The organism is Methylophaga sp. UBA1464, from assembly GCF_002325665.1.
Taxonomy (GTDB): domain Bacteria; phylum Pseudomonadota; class Gammaproteobacteria; order Nitrosococcales; family Methylophagaceae; genus Methylophaga.
The window spans coordinates 1-2,278 of record NZ_DCSO01000059.1; the positions used below are offsets into that span (position 1 = coordinate 1).

At 47.2% G+C, this 2,278-nt stretch carries 3 protein-coding genes; all 3 read left to right on the top strand.

From position 1 onward, the window contains the following. On the top strand, positions 1 to 349 hold a 349-nt coding region (locus B3O33_RS07280), incomplete at its 5' end, for an efflux RND transporter permease subunit (RefSeq protein ID WP_292363294.1). Next, positions 346 to 1,788, top strand: coding sequence for an efflux transporter outer membrane subunit (locus tag B3O33_RS07285; protein ID WP_292361309.1), 1,443 nt, complete (start codon positions 346 to 348; stop codon positions 1,786 to 1,788). The genes B3O33_RS07280 and B3O33_RS07285, both read left to right, overlap by 4 nt. A gap of 80 nt (positions 1,789 to 1,868) precedes the next feature. Continuing rightward, a complete protein-coding gene (locus B3O33_RS07290) occupies positions 1,869 to 2,048 on the top strand; it encodes a PLDc N-terminal domain-containing protein (protein WP_226070887.1) in 180 nt (59 codons plus the stop codon). Positions 2,049 to 2,278: the final 230 nt, after the last annotated feature.

Below are 2,278 nucleotides of genomic sequence, written 5' to 3' on the forward strand. Positions count from 1 at the left end.
CCTGTCCTCCCGTAACGCCATTCTGATTGTTGAGTTCGCTAAAACCTTATACGAAGACGGCATGTCATTAGTGGATGCTACGCTGGAAGCGGTACGTATGAGGTTACGCCCCATCGCCATGACCGCGTTAACCTTCATGCTGGGAGTTACGCCATTAATGCTCAGCACCGGTGCAGGTTCTGCCAGCCAGAATGCCATCGGCACCGGGGTGTTTGGCGGCATGGTAACCGCTACAGGACTGGCCATATTCTTTGTCCCAATGTTTTTTGTGCTGGTTTTTACATTAGCCAGCAAGATAACCGGTAAAACACCTGCCAAACAGCAGGTTTCTCAAGGAGAATCGGCATGAATGCCAAATTGAAACTGATTTCTGTAATAACACTATCGGCAGCGCTGGGTGCCTGCTCGATGATTCCTGATTATCAACGTCCAGCCAATCCAGTGATGCTGGAAAGCAGTGAATCGATTGTCAATGCTTCTTTGGCTGCTGATACAGGCTGGCAGGAGTTTTATCAGGACAAACAGCTACAACAATTAATTGCATTGTCTCTGGAAAATAATCGTAATTTACGCGCCACCATTTTCCAGGTTGAGCAGCTTCGGGCGCAGTACAAAATTCAACGTGCCGAACGGTTGCCAGCGGTTGATGGCACTGCCAGTGCCACACGTCAAAGAGTACCTGAAGGTGTTAGCTCCGGCAGCCAGGCTATTGGCGGTGGTGGTATTTATGAAGAATACCAAATTGGTGTCGGAATCTCGGCCTGGGAAATAGACTTTTTTGGCCGGATTGACAGTTTACAGCAAGCCGCACTGGAACAGTTTCTTGCCAGTGAAGCCAGTCGTAAAAGCATTCAATTGACATTGGTTTCTGAAGTGGCTGATGCCTGGTTCAGCTGGCAGGCAACCATTGCCCAGCTGGAGTTCTCACGCTCAACCCGCGAAGCCCGGGAAGAAAGTTATGAGCTGATTAACAAACGATTTGAATCAGGCCTGGCCTCGGAACTTGCATTAAGACAGGCGGAAACAGCTTTGCATGAAGCCCGAATTGCCGAATCACGCTACCAGCAACAGGCCAATCAGAACTTTACCGCACTGGAATTATTAGTCGGTCAAACATTGGACCGCCAGCAATGGACGGCTAAATGGGGAGAAGATGTACATACATTACAGGACTTACCGGTGAATTTATCTTCCGAAGTATTACTGTCAAGACCTGATGTGATGCAGGCGGAACATCAACTCAAAGCCGCCAATGCCAACATTGGTGCTGCAAGAGCCGCTTTCTTCCCACGAATCAGTCTGACGGCGGCTATTGGTCTTGGCGGCTCAACACCTTCTGATTTAACTAACTCAGGAAGTCGGCTCTGGCAAATTTCACCACAATTATCACTACCGCTGCTTGATTGGGGAGTTAACGATGCCAACCTGGATGTAGCCGAACTGCAAAAAGATATTAATATCGCGCGTTATCAGGAAACGATCCAGCAGGCATTCAAAGAAGTGCTGGATGAAATGCAGGCAAGGCAAACGCTTGATGCGCAACTTAATGCGCAACAGGATTTGACCAAAGCCACTGGTCGCAGCCTGCAGTTAGCTGAAATCCGTTATGACGCCGGTGTAGACAGCTATCTGGAAGTTCTGGATGCGCAGCGCAGTCATATTGATGCCCAGTTAGCCCAAATTGATACTCAACTGGCGCGTTTACGAAATCAATTAACACTGTACAAGGCATTGGGCGGCGGCTTGAAAGCCTACTCCGGTGAGGTGATTGAACCGGCAACGCCCTGAAAAGAGTTGGTTCAATACCATGCTTATCGTTTATGCTAGAGGAGAGTTACTTGATATCACACTAGCAAAGGAGCAACAAAATGGGTGTTGAAGTTGGCGGCCTTTTAGGTCTTATTTGGCTGATCATCATCATTTGGGCTATTCTTAAAGTGGCCAAAAGTGGTGCCGGTACGTTAGCAAAAGTGTTATGGATTTTAATATTATTGTTCTTCCCGGTAGTCGGCCTGATCATCTGGTTCTTTCTCGGACCTAAAGGCTAGACAGTTATCTCACCACACAAACCAAAATCAGTTTGTGTGGTGATTTTCTGTACTATCTATACGGCATGCAATATGCCGATAATGTAATATTTTCTGAACATTTTGCATTGTCAGTCAGAGACCATAACGGCCATAAAGCACATAATATTGCATGACTTATGTGATTCTTCGGAGTCCAAAAAGGGAGCTTGATCATGCAGCAAAGCAAGTCATCGAAAATTCCATCCACC

What these genes read in the sequence shown, in the direction of transcription:
- B3O33_RS07290 (WP_226070887.1), top strand. Translation starts at nt 1,869, where the DNA reads ATGGGTGTTGAAGTTGGCGGCCTTTTAGGTCTTATTTGGCTGATCATC.
- B3O33_RS07285 (WP_292361309.1), top strand. Translation starts at nt 346, where the DNA reads ATGAATGCCAAATTGAAACTGATTTCTGTAATAACACTATCGGCAGCG.